21 protein-coding genes are annotated in these 19,533 nt (G+C 64.2%); 5 read left to right on the forward strand and 16 right to left on the reverse strand.

The genetic code is table 11. From position 1 onward, the window contains the following. Positions 1-59: 59 nt before the first annotated feature. Positions 60-266 (forward strand): hypothetical protein, encoded by a 207-nt coding sequence (locus tag FHW64_RS28230; protein ID WP_184531574.1) that lies wholly within the window; start codon positions 60-62, stop codon positions 264-266. Here FHW64_RS28230 and FHW64_RS28235 read toward each other — a convergent pair. After that, positions 260-1,363, reverse strand: coding sequence for a M14 family metallopeptidase (locus FHW64_RS28235; protein ID WP_311733381.1), 1,104 nt, complete (start codon positions 1,361-1,363; stop codon positions 260-262). The genes FHW64_RS28230 and FHW64_RS28235 overlap by 7 nt on opposite strands. After that, on the reverse strand, positions 1,360-2,355 hold the full coding sequence (locus tag FHW64_RS28240; protein ID WP_184531575.1) for a tripartite tricarboxylate transporter substrate binding protein: 996 nt from the start codon (positions 2,353-2,355) through the stop codon (positions 1,360-1,362). The genes FHW64_RS28235 and FHW64_RS28240 overlap by 4 nt, the downstream gene beginning before the upstream one ends. 129 nt (positions 2,356-2,484) lie before the next feature. Between FHW64_RS28240 and FHW64_RS28245 the strand changes: the two genes are divergently transcribed. Beyond that, positions 2,485-3,417: a LysR substrate-binding domain-containing protein gene (locus tag FHW64_RS28245; protein WP_184531576.1), complete on the forward strand. Its 933-nt coding sequence runs from the start codon at positions 2,485-2,487 to the stop codon at positions 3,415-3,417. On the opposite strand, the gene FHW64_RS28250 is transcribed toward FHW64_RS28245, so the two are convergent. From FHW64_RS28250 to FHW64_RS28295, 10 genes are read right to left on the reverse strand one after another with little or no spacing between them, the layout of a single operon-like run. Continuing rightward, on the reverse strand, positions 3,414-4,133 hold the full coding sequence (locus FHW64_RS28250; protein ID WP_184531577.1) for a type 1 glutamine amidotransferase: 720 nt from the start codon (positions 4,131-4,133) through the stop codon (positions 3,414-3,416). The genes FHW64_RS28245 and FHW64_RS28250 overlap by 4 nt on opposite strands. 5 nt (positions 4,134-4,138) lie before the next feature. After that, the gene (locus tag FHW64_RS28255) at positions 4,139-4,858 is read right to left on the reverse strand and encodes an ABC transporter ATP-binding protein (protein WP_184531578.1); all 720 of its coding nucleotides are present in this window, start codon (positions 4,856-4,858) and stop codon (positions 4,139-4,141) included. After that, positions 4,851-5,642, reverse strand: coding sequence for an ABC transporter ATP-binding protein (locus FHW64_RS28260; RefSeq protein WP_184531579.1), 792 nt, complete (start codon positions 5,640-5,642; stop codon positions 4,851-4,853). Before FHW64_RS28260 ends, FHW64_RS28255 begins: the two co-directional genes overlap by 8 nt. After that, complete coding sequence (locus tag FHW64_RS28265; RefSeq protein WP_311733382.1) at positions 5,639-6,607, reverse strand: branched-chain amino acid ABC transporter permease; 969 nt, start codon at positions 6,605-6,607, stop codon at positions 5,639-5,641. Before FHW64_RS28265 ends, FHW64_RS28260 begins: the two co-directional genes overlap by 4 nt. Then, entirely contained in the window at positions 6,604-7,464 is an 861-nt protein-coding gene (locus FHW64_RS28270; RefSeq protein WP_184531580.1) for a branched-chain amino acid ABC transporter permease, read from the reverse strand. The genes FHW64_RS28265 and FHW64_RS28270 overlap by 4 nt, the downstream gene beginning before the upstream one ends. 20 nt (positions 7,465-7,484) lie before the next feature. Continuing rightward, on the reverse strand, positions 7,485-8,669 hold the full coding sequence (locus FHW64_RS28275) for an ABC transporter substrate-binding protein (protein WP_184531581.1): 1,185 nt from the start codon (positions 8,667-8,669) through the stop codon (positions 7,485-7,487). Positions 8,670-8,713: 44 nt separating this feature from the next. Continuing rightward, positions 8,714-9,940 carry an NAD(P)/FAD-dependent oxidoreductase gene (locus tag FHW64_RS28280; RefSeq protein WP_184531582.1) on the reverse strand — a complete coding sequence of 409 codons (1,227 nt, stop codon included), beginning with the start codon at positions 9,938-9,940 and terminating at the stop codon, positions 8,714-8,716. Next, complete coding sequence (locus FHW64_RS28285) at positions 9,940-10,263, reverse strand: 2Fe-2S iron-sulfur cluster-binding protein (RefSeq protein ID WP_184531583.1); 324 nt, start codon at positions 10,261-10,263, stop codon at positions 9,940-9,942. The genes FHW64_RS28280 and FHW64_RS28285 overlap by 1 nt, the downstream gene beginning before the upstream one ends. A 7-nt stretch (positions 10,264-10,270) precedes the next feature. Then, complete coding sequence (locus FHW64_RS28290; RefSeq protein WP_184531584.1) at positions 10,271-11,710, reverse strand: glutamine synthetase family protein; 1,440 nt, start codon at positions 11,708-11,710, stop codon at positions 10,271-10,273. An 11-nt stretch (positions 11,711-11,721) separates the two neighbouring features. Further along, a complete protein-coding gene (locus FHW64_RS28295) occupies positions 11,722-13,044 on the reverse strand; it encodes an aromatic ring-hydroxylating dioxygenase subunit alpha (protein WP_184531585.1) in 1,323 nt (440 codons plus the stop codon). A 276-nt stretch (positions 13,045-13,320) separates the two neighbouring features. Between FHW64_RS28295 and FHW64_RS28300 the strand changes: the two genes are divergently transcribed. Continuing rightward, complete coding sequence (locus tag FHW64_RS28300; protein ID WP_184531586.1) at positions 13,321-14,049, forward strand: GntR family transcriptional regulator; 729 nt, start codon at positions 13,321-13,323, stop codon at positions 14,047-14,049. On the opposite strand, the gene FHW64_RS28305 is transcribed toward FHW64_RS28300, so the two are convergent. Continuing rightward, positions 14,046-14,960, reverse strand: coding sequence for a bestrophin family protein (locus tag FHW64_RS28305; RefSeq protein ID WP_184531587.1), 915 nt, complete (start codon positions 14,958-14,960; stop codon positions 14,046-14,048). The two genes, FHW64_RS28300 and FHW64_RS28305, sit on opposite strands and share 4 nt — an antisense overlap. Positions 14,961-15,453: 493 nt before the next feature. Here FHW64_RS28305 and FHW64_RS28310 point away from each other — a divergent pair, with 493 nt between their 5' ends. Further along, positions 15,454-15,606, forward strand: coding sequence for a hypothetical protein (locus FHW64_RS28310; protein WP_184531588.1), 153 nt, complete (start codon positions 15,454-15,456; stop codon positions 15,604-15,606). A 139-nt stretch (positions 15,607-15,745) separates the two neighbouring features. Here the strand turns inward: FHW64_RS28310 and FHW64_RS28315 are convergent, their stop codons facing one another. Both FHW64_RS28315 and FHW64_RS28320 read right to left on the reverse strand, forming a co-directional pair. After that, positions 15,746-16,357 carry a DUF2652 domain-containing protein gene (locus FHW64_RS28315; protein ID WP_184531589.1) on the reverse strand — a complete coding sequence of 204 codons (612 nt, stop codon included), beginning with the start codon at positions 16,355-16,357 and terminating at the stop codon, positions 15,746-15,748. A gap of 84 nt (positions 16,358-16,441) precedes the next feature. Continuing rightward, a complete protein-coding gene (locus FHW64_RS28320; RefSeq protein WP_184532077.1) occupies positions 16,442-16,897 on the reverse strand; it encodes an Ohr family peroxiredoxin in 456 nt (151 codons plus the stop codon). Positions 16,898-17,080: 183 nt separating this feature from the next. Here FHW64_RS28320 and FHW64_RS28325 point away from each other — a divergent pair, with 183 nt between their 5' ends. Continuing rightward, entirely contained in the window at positions 17,081-17,542 is a 462-nt protein-coding gene (locus FHW64_RS28325; RefSeq protein WP_184531590.1) for a MarR family winged helix-turn-helix transcriptional regulator, read from the forward strand. A 152-nt stretch (positions 17,543-17,694) separates the two neighbouring features. Here the strand turns inward: FHW64_RS28325 and FHW64_RS28330 are convergent, their stop codons facing one another. Next, positions 17,695-19,311, reverse strand: coding sequence for a metallophosphoesterase family protein (locus FHW64_RS28330; protein WP_184531591.1), 1,617 nt, complete (start codon positions 19,309-19,311; stop codon positions 17,695-17,697). Between the last annotated feature and the right edge of the window lie 222 nt (positions 19,312-19,533).

A 19,533-nucleotide genomic window follows, 5' to 3' on the forward strand; every position in this document is an offset into this window, starting at 1 on the left:
ACTTGGAGACGGGTGGACGCGGCAGTGCCACTTGCCGCGGATCAGGGCACCTTGGGCACATGAAAGTCCTCGTACCACTCCTCTTCGCCGCTGCCGCCGTGACCGCGCTTTCGGGTTGCGTGGCTGTTCCCTACGACGCGGGCCCGCCGCCGGGCGCCTACTACAGCCGCCCCGCTCCGCCGCCACCAGGCGCGCGCCGCGACTACGACCGCGATGGCGTGCCGGACCGCTACGACCGCCGCCCGGACAACCCATACCGCTACTGACGCGGCGCGAAGCTCAAGCCTTGAAGGGCTTGAACGAAGGTGGTCCTGAACTGGCCGAGCACCATGCCTTGCCAGATCGGACTGTCGCTGAAGAATGCGGCGCGCATGGCCTCGCGGATGCGCTCGGCTTGTTCGGTCGGCGCGTGCGGGTACGAGCGCAGCCACGCTTCACCGCAGACCGCCTCGAACATGGCGTCGAGCGCCACGGTGCCGAACTCGAGGGCGATGGAGGTCGGGCGCGCCTCGGGACAGGCTTCGTAGATGAGCGATGCAACCTGGCCGGTGATCGCGACGGAGGCCGAGGTGCCGGCGAAAGGCACCGCCAGGTCCAGGCCCCACCATCGGCGTGCGCGCTCGATCTCCTCGAGGTCGTTTCGACCGGCGAAGATCTTCTCCCCATGACCCCACGGCCCCAGACCGGTATGGATGTCGATCCATCCGATGTCTGCAAATCCTCGGCCATGCGATTCGAGCAACGACCTGAAATGCCTCAGTGACGCGCTACGCGCTTTGCCGCCGAAGAACACGCCGTCGGGATGCGTGTACTGCCCGCGCGACACTGCGTCCTGATAGGCGGGGAACCCATGGGCGCTGATGAAGGCAGCAACCGCTTCGCGCTGCTGCGCACCCGGCGGCCATTGCGGTGGAACGAGGTGCGGATGCAGCTGCGCGTAGCCTTCGTTGGGCGGTGGTGCCGCGTCGAATGCGCGCGCATTCCGGTTCAGGTCGATGTTGTCTTCGTTCGTCCGGCTGTGCCACGAGAACCCGTACGGATTGAGCGCATGCACCAGCAGGAGAGCGACCTTGGCCCGCAGCGCGTGGGCAAGCAGTCCGTCATCTCCCAGCAACGCCAGTTGGCAACCCGAGCCGCAATAGCCCTCGACGCCATGCGTGGCCGAGGTGATCACGAGCAACGCGCGCGCGTCGGCCGGACGAATGATCGCAGCGTCCAGCGAAAGCGCCTCGTCCTCGCTGCCCGGGGCGTCGATGGCGAAGCTCTGCACTTCCCCGAGGCGAGCGCGTGCGGCTTCGAGAAAGCGATGCCGGGCCATCGCATAGCTCGCGGAAAAGGGCTGCAGCATGGCCTTCGTACTCACTGCGGTTGCAGCTTGACCACCTTGGCGATGTCCCGGTAGCGGGCGATCTCGGCCTCGTAGGCACGCGCCGCTTCCGCGGTGGTGCCGGGCGCTGCCACGGTGAGCCCCTGTTCTTCGAGCTGCGCCCTGACCTTCGGGTCCTGCAGCACGGTGCCGAGCGCCTTGTTCAGCCGCTCCACGATGGCTTCAGGCGTGTCCTTGCGAACGAAGTAGCCGTGCCAGAACTGGTAGCTGAAGTCCTTGACGAGCGCGCCGTCGTTGACGCTAGGATATTTCTTGAGAAGCGGTGCGCCCTTGGTGCCGCGCGGCTCCAGAGTGCCGAGGATCTTCATCCGGCCGGCATCGGTCATGCCCAGGATCTGCTGCTGGATCGGTGCCAGCATGAAATCGACCTGGCCGGACGCCAGATCCTGCATGAGAGGAGCGCCACCCTTGTAGGGCACATGGACCATCGGCGCGCCGGCCGAAACGGAAAGCTTCTCGCCCAACACATGGAACAGGGAGCCGAAGCCGGTGCTTCCGTAGGTCAGCGGGGCACCGGCAGCGGCCTGGCGGCGCGCCAACGCGATCAACTCGTCCATGTCGTTGGCCTGCAGGTCGGCTCTTGCAACCAGCACCATCGGGGCCACGCCGATCATCTGCACGGGCCGGAATTCGTCGCTCTTGAACTTCACGGCTGCATTGGCCAAGGGCACGAGGATGGTCTCCGTCACGGAACCCTGGAAGACGCTGTAGCCATCGGGCTTCGCGTTGAGCATCTTCTGGGCGCCGATCGCGCCTGCCGCGCCCCCGATGTTGTCGACGATCACGGGTTGCCCGAGCAGCCTGGACAGCGGCTCGTTGATCACCCTCGCGATCACATCGGAAGAGCCTCCGGGGGGATACGGGACCACCAGGCTCACGGTCCGGGAGGGGTACGTATCGGCGGCTGCAGCGCTGCAGGTCACCAGCAAGCCGGTGAAGACGGCAGCAAGAAATTTGGTCAGTCTCATGGTGGTGCTTCGGTGTGTGGATCGGTGGCAAAGGGTCAGCGGGGTGCGGGGATGCTAGAAGGCTCTATCGATCAGGAAAAGACAACATTTCAAGCACAATGATGTTATTTGGTTATCCCCTCCGCGCCCATGAAGCTCCACCAGTTACGCACCTTCGTGGCCGTTGCCGAGCATCGGAGCATCCGTGCCGCGGCGCGCGCGCTCTTCGTCTCCCAACCGGCGGTCACACGCACGATCCGCGAGCTGGAGCACGACCTGGACATCCTGCTGCTGCGTCGCAGCGTCGAAGGCGTGGAACTGACCGAGGCGGGCGCGGCGCTGCAGGTGCGGGCGCGGCTACTGCTGCAAGACATCCGGCGCACTCGCGAGGAGCTTGCGTTCATGAAGGAGGGGCGCGGCGGTCAGGTCTCGGCGGCCGTGACCAGCACCATCGGCCTCACGGTGCTGCCCGATGCCCTGGAGTCCTTCATGCGGCGAATGCCGGAGGCCCGCATCAGCCTGACCGAAGACGCACCGCCCATTGCCCTGGAGAAGTTGCGCAACGGCACGCTGGACTTCATCGTGACCAACACGCTGGCCGACGATCTGCCGGCTGAGTTCGTGCAGCATCCGCTCTTCGTCATGCAACTCATGATCGTGGCCCGTGCAGGCCACCCTGCGAGAGGCGCCCGATCGCTGCGCGAACTGCAGGGACAGCGATGGGTCGTACCTTCGCTCAACCGCATGCCGTTCCATCGCCTGTTCACCTCGCACGAGCTGGAGCCGCCGGCCGCAATCCTGGGTTGCGAATCCTTCGGCATCGCGATTCACCTGGCCAGCAAGATGGATCTGCTGATGCTGGCATCCACACCAGCGTACGAGCCGGAGTTGCGCCCGCGGAACCTCGAGCCTCTCAAGCTCAAGGAAGGTCTGCCTACGGTGGAGGTCAGCGTCGTGACGCTTCGAAATGCCCGACTGACGCCGGCCACCAAGTGCTTTGTGGAGTGCCTGGGCGCCGTGCCCCTGCCCAACGGACTTTCGCGCAGCGCCGCGGCCGAACCAGGTCGGGCGTCTTCGATCTAGCTGCAGCCGCGAACCCAGCGCGCGTACAGGCGTGTGAGAACCGCTCGCATGCGTGCGGTCCTAGCCTCGAGATCGTTGGTCGCATCCACGGGATCGCTCACGGCTGGATTGCCCGCGGCGAACTGCCGCTTGAGTTGCTCGCCGTTTCGCTCGAGTGAAAGCTCGACGAGCTGGGGCGTCATCTCCAAGTGCGACTGCAGCAGCAGGTGCCGGTCGCGAAGAATGAATGCCTGGTTCGAACAGTGATCGCTGCGGGCGATCTGCTGTGCCCCCGGTGGCGGCTGGAACGTGTCGCCGTGCCACTGGAACGTCTGCACATCACGCGCAGCGAATTCACCCCACCACTCGTGTGCGAGCGCATCGCTTCCCGTCTTCAACGGCTGCCACCCGATCTCGGGCGCGGTATGGCGCGCGACGCTGCCGCCGAGCGCCTGCGCGACAAGCTGGCTTCCGAGGCAATGCCCGGCCACGGGCAGGCCACGCGCATCGGCGTCGCGAATCAGCGCCAGTTCGCGCGGTATCCACGGCAGGTCGTCATGAACGCCCATGTAGCCGCCCATGAAGACAAGGCCACAGAAGTCATCGGCACTCTCCGGAACGGGTTCACCGTCGACGATGCGGATCACGCGCACCGCGTGGCCGAGCGATTGCAGGATGGGGACCACGCTGCCTGGCGCCCCGACTTCGGTGTGCTGAAAAACGGCGATCGGCTTCATGTGCATCAACTCGCGAACTCTTCGATGCCAACGCCCAGCAGTCGATCGAGCAGCGCGACGTCGGCGGCAAGGTCGGCACTCGGCCCCGAATGCACCACGGTCCCTCGCTCCAGCACGATCGCCTGATGAGTCATCTCCAGCGCCAGCACCGGATGCTGCTCGACCACGATCGATGCCAGACCTTCGCTTTCGCAGAGGCGCCGGATGGATCGGGCCAGCTCCTCCACGATGATCGGCGCGAGCCCTTCCATCGGTTCATCGAGCAGCAGCAGCGCGGGGTTGGTCATCAACGCCCGGCCGATGGCGAGCATCTGCTGCTCGCCGCCGGAGAGCTGGTTGCCGTAGTTAGCGCGGCGCTCGCGCAGGCGCGGGAAGAAGTCGTAGACGCGGTCGAGGTTCCACGGGCCCGGTCGCGCGACGACAGTGAGGTTCTCTTCGACCGTGAGCGACGGGAACACTTCGCGCTCCTGCGGCACCCAGCCGAGGCCTGCGCGCACGCGCAGATGCGCAGGCCGGCGCGTGATGTCATCGCCGCGCCAGCGGATCGTGCCGCTCATCACGCGGGTGTTGCCCATGAGCGTTTCGAGCAACGTGGTCTTTCCCACGCCGTTACGACCGAGGACGGCAAGACTCTGGCCCTGTGCGATCGAGAAGCACAGACGGTCGAGCACCACCGCGTTTCCGTACCCTGCAGTGACTTGATCGAAGTCGAGCATCTCAGGCATAGGCCACCCTCGCGACGGGCGCATGCGCGGCGACATGCGTGTTGCCCAGGTAGACCTCGCGCACGCGCGGGTCGCTGCCGATCTCGGCCGGCGTGCCCTCGGTGAGGATGCGGCCGGCCACCAGCACCGAGATCCGGCGCGAGAAGCGAAAGACGAGGTTCATGTCGTGCTCGATGAAGAGGATGCTGATGTCTTGCGGCAAGTCCGCGATGACCTCGAAGAGTTCACCGCTCTCGTCCTCCGGAACACCCGCGGCGGGCTCGTCGAGGAGAAGGATGCGAGGTCGCGCAGCGAGTGCCAGTGCGATCTCCAGCAATCGCTGTTTGCCATACGCGAGCTGTGCCACCGGCACGTTCGCCAGATCGTCAAGCCGCAGGCGCCCGAGCAGCGCATGCGCTTCGTCGAACACATGCGTGCAGCGCTTCAAGGGCCGCCACCATGTCGCGGCCAGCCCTTCCCGCTCGCTGATGGCCAGCACCACCGACAGCAGCGGCGTGAGGCTCGGAAAGAGCGTGTTGATCTGGAAGGTTCGCGCCAGTCCCATGCGGGCCCGCTGGTCGCAGGTCAGCGCGGTGATGTCCTGGTCGCCCATGCGGATCGTCCCCGCCGTCGGCCGGTACACGCCCGTGAGCAGATTGATCAGCGTGGTCTTGCCCGCGCCGTTGGGGCCGATGAGCGCCTGACGTGCACCCGGCTCCAGCGTGAGGTTCACGTCCGCCACCGCCTGGAAGGCGCCGAAGCTGATGCCCAGGCCACTCGTCTGCAATGCGTGCGCGGCGCTCATCGTGCGGACTCCTCGGTGCGAAAGCGACGCGACAGTGCGCCCATGATGCCGCCGCGTCCGAGCATGACCGCGGCGATCAGGAAGATGCCGAGCCAGAACATCCAGTACTGCGGGTTCATGTCGGCGAACCAGTCGTGCACCAGCATGTAGACGATGGCCCCGACCATGCCGCCATAGAGGCGCCCCGTTCCGCCGAGCACCAGGATGATCAGCACCTCGGCCGAGCGATTGAAGCCGATCGATTCGATGCCGACGAACTGCGTGGTCTGCGCCAGCAATGCGCCGGCGACACCGGCCACGGCTGCAGAGAAGGCATAGGCCATGCGAAGGCGCGCCTCCACCGGTGAGCCGATCGCCAGCATGCGCTTGCGACTGTCGTGAATGCCGCGCAGCGCCAGGCCGAACGGCGATCGCAGGACGAGGCGCACCAGGAGGAACATGACCAGCACTGCCACGAAGGCATACCCGAATGCGGTCTTGCCGAACAGATCGAACTCGAACAGACCCAGCACCGGCCACACCACCATGCCCTGCAACCCATCGGTGCCACCGGTAATGCCCGACAACCGATTGGCGAGCTCGGCCAGCAGCACGCACACGCCGATGGTGATCATCAGCCGCGTGAGGTCGGCGCCGCGCACCACGAGGTAGCTGAGTGCATAGCCGAGCGCGGCGCACACAAGCAGGGCCACTAGCAAGCCGCTGATCGGTTCGCCCCACCCGTGCTTGGCCAGCAGCCCCGCCACGTAGGCACCCGCGCCGAAGAACGCCGCATGGCCGACAGTCAGGATGCCCGCGTAGCCCAGGGCCATGTCCAGAGAGACCGCGAACAGGCCGAAGATCAGGATCTGGCTCATCAGCGTGAGTTGGTCGGGCAGCACGAAGAAGCTGCAGCCCAGCGCAAGCCAGAAGGCGATCTCGACGGTGCGCAGCCGTTGCGGCGTGAGCGTCAATGTGTTCTTCACGTGAGTCCCTTGCGAGGCACGATGCCGTTGGGCCGCAGCAGCAGCATGGCGATCATGAATACGTAGATGAGAAAGGCGCCGGCTTCGGGCAGGTAGTACTTGCCTGCGACGTCCACGATGCCCACCAGCAGTGCCGCGATGAACGGCCCCGCGATAGTCCCCGCACCGCCGACGCACACCACGATCAGGAAGTACACGAGGTACTTGAGCGGAAAGCTCGGCTCCAGGCCCAGCATCCCCAGGCTCAGTGCGCCGCCCAGGCCCGCGAGGCCGCAGCCCAGCGAGAAGGTGAGAAAGAACAATCGCTGCACATGGATGCCCGTGCCGCCGGCAACCCGCTGGTTGTCCACCGCCGCGCGCACCATCGCGCCATAGCGTGTCTTGCCCAGACCCAGAAGCAGGCCTGCGAGAACCAGCACGCCAGCCACGATGAGGAACAGCCGATAGCGTCCCACGGCGAAGCTGCCGATCGCCAGTTGCCCTTCCAGGTAGGAAGGAAGCGAGAACGGTTGCATCGTCGGACCGAAACCCCAGGTGAAGGCGGCGATGGAGACGAACACCAATCCGATGGACAGCAGCACCTGGTCCAGCGGATGGGCCCGGTACAGGCGCCGATAGAAGACGAACTCCAGCACCGCACCTACAAGGGCCGCCGCCACGAAGGCAGCAACCAGCGCGGGGAAGAAGCCCAACCCCAGGCGGCTCATGAGTGCGCTGGCCGCATAGCCGCCCACCATGGCGAAGCTGCCATGCGCGAGGTTGACGAAGTTCATCAGCCCCATCGTGATGGACAAGCCCACCCCGATCAGAAACAGGAGCATCCCGTAGGCCACTCCGTCGAACAGAACAATTCCCATGGCGTGGCCTACCGAGACACTTACTGGGCTTCCTTCGCCGGGTCCTTCACGCGATCGAACTTGTCGAACTCCACGTTGACCAGTTTGCCGCCCACCTTCTCGACCTTGCGGATGTAGACCGTCTGAACGATGTCGCGCGTGGCGGCATCAATCTCGATGGGGCCGCGCGGGCTCTCGAACGTCAGGCCCTTGAGTGCCTGCATCACCTTGTCGCCCGAGACGTCGCCCTTGGTCTTGGCGAGCGCCAGGTCGATGGCCGCCATGGCGTCATAGGCCGTCACCGCGAAGTAGTTCGGCCGCAGCGAAGTACCAAACTGCGCCTCGAAGTCCTTCACGAACTTCTGGTTCTTGGCGCTCGGATGCGCATAGGAGTAGTGGTGGCTGGTGACGAGGCCCAGCGCCACGTCGCCCGTGACTTCCATGAAGCTGTCGTCGGTGGCCTCGCCGGTCGCGAAGAGCTTGATGCCGGCATCTTCCATGCCGCGTTCCTTCCACACCTTGAGGAAAGCCGGCGGCATCACGCCCGAGGGAAAGAAGAAGAACACCGCCTGCGGCTTCGCATCCTTGATGCGCTGCACGTAGGCAGAGAAGTCGGGGTTGTTCATCGGCGTGCGCACTTCGCCGACCACCTTGCCGCCGCCGGCGGTGAAGGCCTTCTTGAACGCAGTCTCTGCATCCTGGCCCGACGCGTAGTCGGCCACCACCGTGTAGGCCTCCTTGACGTTCTGCTTGAGCATGTAGCGCGCCATCGGATCGGTCACCTGTTGCACCGTGAAGGACAAGCGCGCGATGTACGGCGAGCTGCCCGTGATGGCGGAAGACGCCGCATTCATCACGATCGTCGGGATCTTGGCCTGCGTCGCGATCGCGCCGACGGCATAAGCGTTCGGGCTGAAGTCCAGACCCGTGAGCACGCTGACCTTGTCGCGCACGATCAGCTCCTGCGCGATGCGCTTGGCGGCGTCGGGCGCGGGGCCTGCAGTGTCCTTCTTGATGATCTCGACGGGCCGGCCTGCGATCTTGCCGCCATGCTCCTTGAGGTACAGAGCAACGCCCGCGTCGAACTGGCGGCCGTAGTCGGCATAGGGGCCGGAGTAGGTGGCGATCAAACCGATACGCAGCGCGTCCTGCGCAAAGGCGGGGACGTGTGCAGCGGCGCAAGCCATGATGGCTGCGCCCAACAATGTTCTCTTGGTCATCTTCATCGAGGAACTCCTGGGGGTTGACCGGCAAGCCGGTGGAAATCGTTCTAAAGGGTCTTGAGGTCGAAGGACTCGTCGCTCAGTTGCTGCGGATCGATCCGCACGCGACGCGCGATCAGCTTTCGGCTCAGCATGTGTTCCGCCGGCCGGTTCACCGAGTGCGCGGCCACGACCGCGCCTTCGCGCAGGTAGAAAAGACTGAAGCGGTCCGTCTGCATGTCGCCACGCGCGATCACCTCGTCGCCGGGCATTGCCAATCCGGCCATCTGCAGCTTGAGGTTGTGCTGGTCGCTCCAGAACCACGGCACGCCTTCGAAAGGTTGAGGCTTGCCCGCGAGTGCACTGGCTGCTGCGCGCGCGCCATCGTTAGCCGCCTGGATGGACTCCAGCCGCATGCGCGCGGGGCCTCCCGGGGTCGTGGGTGCTTCAGTGTTCGCGACATCGCCCACAGCGATGACGTTCGGCGCACTGGTGCGACCCAGCGCGTCGGTCAGGATGCCGTTGTCGCACGCGACACCCGCCTGCTGCGCCAACTCGACATTGGGCTGAACGCCGATGCCCAGCACGACCATGTCGCAGTCGATCCGGCGGCCATCGTCCAACTCAACATGCTCGACCCGACCCGACGCGCCGGACAACGCACGCACACCACGGCCGAGGACGAGTTCGACATTGCGTTGGCGATGCGCGTTGGCGAGGTACTCCGACATCAATGGCGGAAAGCTGCGCGCGAGCAATCGTGGCTGGCTTTCGACAACGGTGACAGAGGCGCCTCGTGCTGCCAGTGCCGACGCGACTTCGAGGCCGATGAATCCACCACCGATCACGCAGGCCCGTGTGGCCTTGGACAGCGCATCGGATACGCGCAAGGCGTCATCCAGCGTTCGAAGGTTGAATACACCTTCAAGGTCACTGCCGGTGACTGGCAGCGGCCTGCAACGCGCGCCGGTCGCCAAGGCGAGCGTGCCGTATTTCAGGATGCTCCCGTCGTCGAGTGTCAGGGTCTGCGCCCCGGTGTTCAACGCAGTCGCCCGATGCCCAAGACGAAGATCAATACCCTGGACGTCAAAGAAGTCAGCGCCTCGCAGCGGCAGCGAGTCAAGGGTGGTCTTCCCGGTTAGCACCCCCTTGGACAACGGCGGACGCTGATACGGTGCGTGACGTTCATCGCCCAGCATCACGATGGGCGCGTCGAAGCCCAGCTCGCGTGCGCTGGCAGCCAGTTGCGTGCCGGCATAGGACGCCCCGACGATGACGAGCGGAGAAGCGTTCATCACACCTGGCTCTCTGGAATGCGCACGGTGAGCCCTTCGAGCGCCGGTGTGATGACGATCTGGCAACCCAGACGACTGCCGGGAAGACGATCGGACGCGACGCCGTCGAGCAGCTCGTTCTCCATGTCATCGGGCGCGGGCAGCCGGTCCATGAACGCGTCTTCGACGTAGACATGGCAGGTCGCGCAGGAACAGCACCCGCCGCACTCGGCATCGATGCCGCGCACGTTGTGGTGGATGGCGGTTTCCATCACGCTGGTACCGACTTTGGCGTCGATGCTGCGCGTGCTGCCGTCCTTGAGGATGTAGTTGATCGTGGGCATGACGAACTCAGAACATGTCGAAGTACTCGCGGTGTTCCCACTCGCTGACTTCGAGGTTGAAGCGGGCGATCTCTGCCTCCTTGATGTGGCAGTAGTAGTCGACGAAGCGCGTGCCGAGTTGCTCCTTCAGCACGGTGTCGGCGCGCAGTGCGGCGAGCGCGTCGGCGAGCGAACGTGGGAGCTGGTCGGCAGTGGTTTCGTATGGGGCGTCCGCCGAGGGACCCGGATCGAGCTGCCTTCGCATTCCGTCGAGACCCGAGAAGATCTGCGAGGCGAGGTACAGGTACGGATTGGCCGTCGGCTCGCCCACGCGGTTCTCGATGCGCGTCGCGTTCTGGCCTGCACCACCGAGCACACGCAGCATCGCGCCACGGTTGTCGCGGGCCCAGATGGCGCGATCAGGCGCCAGCGAGAAGGGACGGTAGCGGCGATACCCATTGATGGTGGGACTGGCCAGCGGTGCCGAGCCGCGTGCATGCGCCTTGAGGCCTGCCAGGTAGTGCATGCCCAACGGGCTCAGCGCCGTGTCGTCGTTCTGCGGCACGAAGGCGTTGCGGCCATCCGCCTTGTTGCGCAGCGACTGATGCAAATGCCATCCGCTCGACATCACATTGGGGATGCGCGGCCGGCACATGAAGGTCGCGTGGTAGCCATGGCGCTGGCAGATCTGCTTGATCGCGCTGCGCAGCAACACCATCGTGTCGGCCGGCACCAGCCCCGCCGTCGGACCGAACACCAGCTCGAACTGGCTGGGGCCGAACTCGATTTCCAGCGAAAGCAGCGGAAGGCCCAGCGCCATCAGTTGCGATCGCAACAGCTCCATGAGCGGCTCGACGCGGTCATAGCGCAGCTCGGTCAGGTACTGATGGCCCTGCGTCAGCAACGAGACGCGCGGCGGCTCGCCCGGCTGTCCTGCATGTTCGAGGCGCAGGCTCGGGTCGTCGAGCTTGAACACATGGAACTCGACTTCGAGGCCAGCGACGAACTCCAGGCCCAGCTCGTCAAGTTCGCCCACCGCACGCTGCAGGATCTGGCGAGTGCCGAATACGCACGGCTTGCCGTCCGTGGTGAAGGCATCGCAAAGCACCCAGCCGGTGCGCGGCGACCACGGAAGCACACGATAGGTGCCCGGGTCCGGCACGATCTTGAAATCGGCCCCGCCTTGCATACCGGGGTTGTCGAAGCCGCCGCCGGCGGTGAACACCGGAAAGACGGTCTTGTGCGATGTGTCCTTCGCGAGCAGGGTCGATGTGAGGTTGACCCCTTCCAGCAGTGCGTCCTGGGCCGCATGCGCGACCAGTGTCTTGCCGCGCAGCATGCCGTGCTGATCGGGCCAGACGAAGCGGACCACGTCCACCTCCCCTGACTTGAGGCGCGCGATGACCTCGTTCGCCTGCTTGCGCTGGTCGCCGGACCAGAGGCCGAAGTGTTCAACAAAGCTTTCCATGATCGTCGTGCTCAGGCAGACAGACGTGCAGAAGCCCAGTCGCTGCTCTGGCGCCGCGCGAGGTCGGCGTCCTTGCAGTACGTCTCGACATTGGCGGCATTCGCCACGCCATCGATGGAGGGCGGACCAGTGAGCGCGGTGGCCTGCTCGGCGTTGGGCTGCATCGGCGGCTTGTCGCCGGCCATCGTGCTGTCGATGGCTTCCAGCAGCATGCGGCGGTAGGCAACGATGCCCTTGTCCGTCGTGCCGAGGTGTTCGCGCGTGCGGTTCTGGATCGGCCCCATGGACTCGCACGCCCATTGGTCGTGCACGTTGATGTCCTCGCCCATGCCGGTGTAGGTCTGCTTCAGCTGCTCCTCGACGCTGTAGCCGTAGTTGTTGCGCTTGTTCTTGCGCGAGGTGTATTCGGGCAACTCGATCGTGCCGAGGCGCTGCTCGCGCATCTGCTGCTTGTCGACCGGACCGGTGAAGCTGGTGAAGATCGCATACCAGTAGCAGTGCGTGTCGTCCACGGGCACATGCCATTGGGAGATGGTCATCTCGCTGCTCATCGGAATGACGAAGGCCTGCGGGAAGACGACGTTGGTGACGCGCACATGCGTCTGCTCTTCGGAGAGCTTGCGCAGCGTGGTGAGCTGCATGCCGAAAGGTGCAGGCGCGACTCGGATCTCGGGGCAGTCGTATTCGCGAAGCACCTGCGTGATCGCCATCTCGGAATCGGCAGAGGCACCCCGGAACTGCTTGCCGTAGCTCTCGGAGGTGTCCTCGTCTTCAAAGAAGCGGTGCAGGAACGAGGCGTGCGCGGGGTCCATCCCCACTTCGAGCGCCTGCAGCCAGTTGCACTCCCACAGGCCCTTGAATGCAAAGGTGTGGCTGTCGGGCGCGACGAAGCAGTCGAAGTCCGGGAAGGCCGGGGGCTCGCCTTCGCCGATGTACGCAAAGATGACACCGCTCTTCTCGACGACCGGGTAGGCCGACTGCTGAATGCGCGTGCAGAGCTTGCTGCCCGCAGGTTCAGCCGGCGTCTCGAGGCACTGGCCGCTGGCATCGAACAGCCAGCCGTGGAACGCGCAACGCAGACCACCGGCTTCGAGACGGCCGAATGCGAGGTCGGCACCACGGTGGGGACAGTCGCGATCCAGCATGCCGAGCTTGCCTTGCTGGTCACGGAAGAGGACGAAGTCCTGGCCCATGAGCTTCACCGGCTTGAGGGGGCGCGGACCCTTCAACTCTTCGGTCAAGGCCACGGGTTGCCAGTAGCGGCGAAGCAGCTTGCCCGCCGGCATGTCGGGCCCGACGCGGGTCATCAGGTCATTCTTTTCAGCGCTGATCATGTGGGACTCCTGAAATTGGTGGGGACTGCACGCGATTGCATGCAATGGTACTCATTGTTCGCCCGAAGGTTGATGAAGGTCAATGGATTGAGCAGGTGAAACGTCCAATTTCGCGGGTAAATACCTACGTTTCGGCCGATCTTTCTTGATGCACAGACCCGCTTTCTTTAGTCATGTGTCCATGTGCATGCATTAAACGGGCCAGAAACGACTTCTTGCGTGCGACCTCGGCCACAGGACTAGAATCAGCCGTCTTGATTGCATGCAATCCCAGCCATGGACTCTCAACAATCCCGCGTCTTGGTACAGCTGCGCGACATGATCCTCAAGGGCGAGTTCGTCCCAGGGGAACGTCTTGCAGAGATCCCTCTTGCCGAACGAATGGGCGCGTCACGCACGCCGGTTCGGCTTGCCCTTGGCAGCCTGGAACATGAAGGGCTGATCGAGCCCTCGCCCGCCGGCGGCTACCAGATGCGCCGCTTCACATCACGCGAGATCGCCGACGCGATCCGAGTCCGCGGCGTCATCGAGGGCTTTGCGGCCCGGCTGCTCGCCGAAGAGGGCGCGCCGCGCCAATTGCTGCGCGACCTGAACGACTGCCTCGATGCCGGTGACAAGGCGGTGAACAAGCCCCAGATGGAGCTGGACGACTACGCGGCCTATGTCGAGATGAACGACAACTTCCATCGGCTCATCATCGACGGCTGCGGCAACTCGACGCTCAAGCGAATCATGGAGCTGCTGGTGGGGCAGCCCTTCGCGTCACCGAGCGCGATGCTGCCGATGCAGTCGTCGATGGAAGAAGGCCAGCAGTGGATGCAGCAGGCTCATCGCCAACACCACGCGCTGGTGCAGGCGATCGAGCGGGGCCAGGGGTCTCGCGCACAAGCCTTGGGCGAAGAGCATGTCGAGATCGCGCGCATGAATCTCGACTACGCACTCGATCGCCCCGAGATCGCCGCGGAGCTGATGCCAGGCCTGCGTCTCGTCGCCGGCAAACGCTAGGTCTGGATGAACTCGCCGGGCGCCAGCCCGGTTCGCGGCGGGAGCGCCTCGCCCATCATCTCGCGCAGCGTCGATTCGATCATGGCCGACATCGCGTCGAGCGCGAGGTCGTTCGGCTCGGTGCCGAAGGGCTCCTCGATCTCGGCACTCAAGGCCTCGAGCGCGAAGAAGGTGTAAGCAATGAAGGCGACGATCACCGGCGTCATCGGCCCGATCGCGTCGACCAGCCCGAACGGCAGCAGCACGCAATACAGGTAGATCGTGCGGTGGATGATCACCGAGTACGTGAACGGGATCGGCGTGCTTGCGATGCGCTCGCAGCCGCCCAGGGCTTCGGTCAAACGGCCAAGCGGTACTTCCATGGCCTGCACGAGCGCAGGTGAGACCTGCCCCGCCCGGAGCCGCTCGGCCAGCCACTCGCCCGTCATGAGCAGCAGGATCGCCGGCTTGTAGCGTGCAGCCTGCACGCGGGCGCAGTCCTGCGGCGCAAGCAATCGCTCCAAGTCGGCCTTCGCATCGGTCATGCGCAACTGGTGCCGCAGCGCGTGCACGAAGGCCATCAGCCGCGCAGTGAGCACGGGCACGTCCGACGGTGGATCGACCAACGTCAGCGCCTGCCGCACGAGCGCGCGCGTTTCGTTGAGCAGCGTGCCCCAGAGCGTGCGTGCCTCCCAGTAGCGCGCATAGCTCGTGCTGTTGCGAAAGCCCAGGAAGATGGCGAGCGTCAAGCCGATCAGCGAGAACGGCACGAAGTTGAGCGGGATCTTCCATGCGAACACGACACCGTGCAGCACCGTGACCAGGATCGCGAACGCAGTGGTCGCAATCAACTGCGGCAGGATCACCGGCAGCACCGAGCCCCGCCAGACAAAGAGCATGCGAAACCAGTTCGGGCGCGGTCGGACGATCATGCGCGCATCATGCACCCTGGACTGACCGCCCTCCCCCAATCAGTCTGAAACGGCCTGCACCACGGTCCGCGCGTCCTCCTCGCCACGTTCATGGCGCAACGCGCGAATTCGCGGTGGCCTTATCGAAGGCGCCGTTTCTCAGCCCCCCAGATCGCGCACAGACTTCCAATTGTCCCAAGCGGTATCTTCATCGGAAGTGCGATGCGATTCGGCCTCCTCGAACGAAGCCGCACGATCGGCGCATGGGACAGAGGCAAGATCCACGAGTGCGCCGTCAGGGCGCTGGTCAGACAGGGCTGCGAGTTTCATGATAGTGATGAGCTGTAGATTGAAAGAGATTCACGACGGTGAGGCCACGCGCACGGTCGGGACCGCGAACTCCCTGCCCACCATCTCCGTGGCGAACATGTAGTTGCGGCGGCCCTGCTCCGAGAGTCGATCCAGATCAACATGGCCTGCCGAGTCGCATGCGAATGCGAAGGCGCGGCCTGAGTTGAATAGCGATGAAAACCTCAACTCGAACCGGGTAGATACAGACATTGCCCTCTCCGTACTGATGAAAGCCGATGTAGAAACTGTAGGCAAGAGCGCCTTGCGGGCCAAGACACTCGCCGACAACGCGGCATTGATCGATGAGAAACAATGAGCCAACCTGGCGCGCTCGTTCATCTGCGCGGGCCTGCGGGCAAAGAGCCGCGACAATCTTTGCGGCCACCGGTCGCAGGATTCGAAAACTGCCGGTCGACTCCGACTTGCTCGAGCGTGCCTGAGTGAACTGAGCCCTGCTATGGAGCCGTCAACTCATCCAGATAGCTGGTCATCGAATGATGGCGGTACGCGACCTCACCGAGATCATCGTAGCGATTGCTGCCGCTCTCGAACGTCACGGGCGTCGGAAGCTTGCCGCCCAGTTGATCCAGCGCTTCCTGCGTGACCAGCAGGTACTCGGGTACAGATACCGAGTTCTTCAGCAGTCGATGCGCGACGATGACACTCCTGCCGATGAATTTCGAATGCCCCTTGACGTCCATGGTGCTGGCTGGTCCGCTGTGCGCGATGAACTTGAGGGTCAGCTGGTGCATACGGGTACACGCGCCGCATTGGCAGACCCTCCCCTTTTCACGCTCTCTCAGATGCATGTGAAAGTTCAGGTACATCCTCTTGGCCTGCGCCAGTAGCTCTTGCAAGGTGTGAGGCGCAGTGCAGAAAAAGAGCACCGCATCGCCTTCGAACTCGGAAACCTCCAGGCCGATCTCGTTGGAATCCACCAGCAACTCGAGCAGTTCGCTAATGATGTGCTGGCTGTGGCTGATCTCGGTCTCTGTGACAAACCGGGTGAACCCGCCGATGTCGGGAATGAAGAAGAGAACGTTGGAAATGCCCGGGGACTGTGCCATGACTCACTCCACTGCTGCGGCTGCAGCCGCGATCGCCGCAGCCAAAGGGTAGCGCAGAACGCCCCCGGCTGCGGCCTCTCAGGCTCAGGAGGTCAAGACGTTCAGGGCGACGTCGATATTGCCTCGCGTCGCCTTCGAGTAAGGGCAGATTTCATCCGCTGCGTGAGCGATCTGCTCCGCCAGCGCCTGATCCAGACCGGGCAGGAACGCATTGAGCCGCGCCTGGAGCAGGTAGGCGCTTCCGGACACACCCAGGTCAACCTCGATGTCGACCGCCGTCGAGGTCGGCAATTCGATCTTGTGCTGCTTGGCCACGAGTGCCAAGGCGCTGATGTAACAGGCGGACCAAGCACCCGCGAAGAGTTGCTCGGCGGTGGGGTGCGGCTGGATGTCCTGGAACGAATGGACCAACTTGGGAAAGTTGGGTGTGCTCAGCTGAATGTCCAGGTGGTTTTCGCCGGCGGGACGCGCCTTGGTGCGATTGACCGTGGTGCGGGTCTTGCCGGTCAGAAGGACTTTTTCGATCTTGGTGGTGGTCATGTGAAGTTCCGATGGATAGGTTGGCTGTGCATCGCATTCGATTAGATCGCATACGATGTATTGAATGGTAGGGAGCGAAAGAGACCAGGTCAACTGGTTGGTTTCGGAAATTTGCATCAAATCGTTTGCGACCACATCGCATACGATTTAATATTCGCCCCTTCCCTCACCCGAGGCGCACGCATGAAATCAAGCAAGCCATCCGTTCCCCCTACCCGCAGGCTGGGCGACTTCCTCTGCTTTGCCGTCTACTCGGCAAACCTTGCGTTCGGCAAGGTCTACAGGCCGATCCTTGAAAAGCTCGGGCTCACGTACACCCAGTACGTCACGGTCATCGCGCTTCTGGAAGAAGACGATCAAACCGTGAGTGGCCTGGGGGAAAAGCTCTTCCTTGAATCGAACACCCTCACGCCGATCCTGAAGAAGCTTGAGGCCATGGGCTACGTGGAGCGTGCGCGCGACGCATTGGACGAGCGTCAGGTTCGCGTGCGCCTCACCAAGGAGGGACGCCGCCTGCGCGAAAAGACCTCGAGCATCGATCTTGGAGACGCGTGCGGCCTCACTGGCGATCAGTTCACGTCGCTGCAAAAAGAGATCGTGGCCCTGCGCGACAACCTGGTCAATGCGGCGCAGGCCTCGGACTGACCCCGTCAGGCAGCCTTCAGTTCATGCGTGCGCTCGAGCCGCGTAGACGCTCGGCACTGCGATTCGCAGAGTTGCTGACCTATACCTCGAGAACCTGATGGCAAACGAAGGCCACCCGGTTCTCGGGCGTCGCTCAGATACAGGTGTTCGCCTCAAGAGCCGCCGTCGCGACGGGGCCGGCGTAGCGTGAAGGTTTCGAAGGGAGCCAGTTGCCCGTCCGGGCCCACGACGTCGTAGTAGGTGACTTTCATCGTGGTGTAGCCGCCCGTGTGCGAACCCGGATCGACGTCGAATGCGGCAAAGCCGTAGGAATGCGCGGCGTTGCGCACGGCCGACCACGCCGCGTACTCCGGGTCGCCGCCGAAGTTGTAGATCGGCGCGCGCTTTCCCGTGGTGGGGTCCGGCGCGGCAACGCTGGTGATGACCCGGCACTGCGGCGGGTTGAAGAACAGCTGGTTCGACGGTGCCGAGGTGCCTCCTCCGCCGATGACCATGTGCACCGTGCCTTTGGTGGTGTCGACCACGGACGTATTGAAATCGGCCGGCTGCGGCGTCAGGAGCTTGCTGAGCGCCCCCCGGATCGGATGAGAGCGCTCGTAGTGGTGCTCATGGCCGCACACCACCAGATCGACCTGGTACTTGTCGAACAACGGCATCCACTCCTGGCGAACCCCCAGGTCCGCGCCGTTGAAGTTGTTGGCGCTCGAGACGGCCACCTGGTGCATGCAGATCACGACCCAATCAATGCCGCGGTCGGCGCGCGCCGCGGCCAGTTCCTGCTCCAGCCAGGCCTTCTGAGCGCCGCCCGAGTAGCCGTGCACATAGGAATTGCCGCCGTCCTGGTAGCACACGTCGTCGTTGTTGATGCTCAGCACGCGTACCGCCCCTGCGGTGAAGGCGTACCACAGCCCCTTGGTCACGGGAGTCTGCCCTTGCGCTTCCGGCACCGAGAAGTAGGTTTGGTAGGCCTGATAACCGATGGGCCCGTTGCCCAGTTCGTTCTCGTGGTTTCCTGCGGACGGCATCCAGGGCCGGTTTCGGGCGCTCCGGGTGTTGTTGTTCCAGAAGTCCCACCAGGTGCGTACACGGTCGTTGGCAAGGTTCGCGTAGCACAGGTCGCCATTGAACAGGTGGAACAAGGGCCTGACCCGTTCCACGCCGAGCGTGGTGTCGCCCGCCGACGGCGAACCGAGGTTGTCGTTGACGTAGATCGGGCTGGTCGCGCCCGCTGGCGTGATCTGCTTGCCCAGCGTGGGCGTGCCCTGGTCGCCAAAGCTCGTGAAGGTGAAAGCCGAACGGCCACGCGGCGCAGTATGGAAAGTCCCGAACTGTGGCTCGGCACCCTCGTGCAGGGCGGCATAAAGATAGGCCGAGTCTGGCTTCAGTCGGTTGACCGATGCATGGTAGGCATAAACAACCTGCTTCGACTTGGCGTCGGCGTAGCTCACCTCCTTGGCCGCGACTTGGTAGTCGAGCCTGCCGTCGAGGCCGCCGATCAGCGCCCGCGGATTCCGCACGGGCTGCAGCGTGTGCCAGGACACCACCACGCTCGACGATGCATCCGCACCGAACTGCAGGTGCAAGCCGGCGACCGGCGGCGTCGCGACAGGGTCGGGCTCGTTGCCGCGACCGCGATCTCCATCGCGATCGGCAGCCGCGTGGGCCGCCCCGGTCGTCAGTATCGGCGCCGCCGTGACGACGATGCCCGCAGCGGCCAGGAGCCTGCGGCGGCTGAGTTGGAGGTTGGTTTCATCGTGTTCCAAAGTCATGCCCTCGCCCCTCTCGAGTTGAAACGCCGGAGGATGCCGACTGGCATCTTCTTGCAGCGCGGCGAGATTAGTGATGCCGTATGACGGCACGAATAAAGCTGCCCGCGACCCCTTCCCAAAAGTCGTAACGGAGTGATTCGGGTGGCGATACGGCTTGCGTCCCACCCAGCAGCACCGTGAGCGCGCGTTTGAGCGCTAATCGAACTTCGGCTGCGGCACAAC

This window comes from Variovorax sp. Sphag1AA (assembly GCF_014192575.1).
Classification (GTDB): Bacteria; Pseudomonadota; Gammaproteobacteria; order Burkholderiales; family Burkholderiaceae_C; genus Variovorax.